2 pseudogenes are annotated in these 1,374 nt (G+C 37.1%); both read left to right on the top strand.

Annotated elements, in window-relative coordinates:
• Window positions 1-94: 94 nt before the first annotated feature.
• Window positions 95-993 (top strand): annotated as a pseudogene (locus CWO92_RS24840) (ABC transporter permease).
• A 20-nt stretch (window positions 994-1,013) separates the two neighbouring features.
• Window positions 1,014-1,374 (top strand): annotated as a pseudogene (locus CWO92_RS24835) (oligopeptide ABC transporter substrate-binding protein); the annotation flags it as partial.

The raw sequence follows: 1,374 nt of genomic DNA, 5'->3' as shown, positions 1-1,374 counted from the left end.
GTTTTGCAACATTAGTTGGTACATTACTTTCGGACATAATCTTGAGTGCTGTTGATCCACGAATCAGAATCGAATAACGGAGAGGGGGATAAACATGAAAGCAGAGATAGCAAATCCTAAGTTACAAACGAAGAAACAGAGAAATGTCGGACTATTTTCCGTCATGTGGCGAGAAATTGTCAGAGATAAATTGGCAATAGTCTCGTTAATTTTACTGGCTATCATTTTGATTATTGTATACGGGGCATCCCTTTTACTAGATCAGGAGAAAATCATTACAGTCGATTTATTGTCGATCTACTCACCTCCATCCTCTGAACATTTATTAGGGACTGATTATGGAGGAAGGGATATTTTAGGACAATTAATTATTGGGGCTAAAAACTCCTTTACTATCGGTTTATGTATAACTTTGCTCACAGGAATAATTGGACTTTGCGTCGGTCTCTGTGCAGGTTACTTCGGTGGACAGGTAGATAATATAATTATGCGTATTATTGACTTTATCATTATTCTTCCGACGTTAATGTTAATCATAGTTTTCGTAACAATCGCACCAAAATATAATGTGTATACTTTTATCCTGATTTTAAGTGCGTTTTATTGGACTGGTAAAGCTAGGTTAATTCGATCCAAAACGCTTGCTGAGCGAGAATTAGATTATGTGCAGGCATCGAAAACACTGGGAACACCAGATTGGAAGATTATTTTTAGGGAAGTATTACCGAATTTAAGTTCTATCATTNCTTAACCTTAAACCTTGCTGGAAACATAGGGATCGAGTCAGGTTTAACTTATCTAGGATTTGGATTGCCGGAAAGTACTCCAAGTTTAGGTACTCTCGTAAGTTATGCAACCAATCCAGATGTTCTTCAAAATAAATGGTGGATATGGTTACCTGCATCATTACTAATCCTAGTAATGATGCTGTGTATAAATTTTATCGGTCAAGCGCTAAAGCGTGCAGCTGATGCAAGACAAAGATTAGGATAATAAAAGGGGGAAAACAAAGGATGAAGAAGAAGCATTTGCTCAAGATTTTGAGTCTCATCATCGTCCTAGGACTATTTTTATCTGCTTGTAGCAGTTCAACAGGTGGAAAAAATGAAGGAAAGAATGATAAATCTGGTAACGCGGCAAAAGCTCCAGTGGATACTAGTAAGTTTCCAATGATGGTGAAAAACGACAAGAAAGCAATTGAAGATGGAACCATTAACTATGCATTAGTATCAGATACTCCATTTGAGGGAACTTTGAACTATGCATTCTACACTGGTTCTCCAGATGCTGAAGTACTTCAATTTTTTGATGAATCATTATTCGCAACAAATGGTGACTATGAGTTCACCAATGATGGTGCTGCATCCTATGAAA

Source organism: Heyndrickxia camelliae, assembly GCF_002844575.1.
In the GTDB taxonomy this organism is placed as follows: domain Bacteria; phylum Bacillota; class Bacilli; order Bacillales; family Bacillaceae_C; genus Margalitia; species Margalitia camelliae.
Note: the sequence above shows the minus strand (reverse complement) of the source record. Positions and strands in the feature narration are given on the sequence as shown.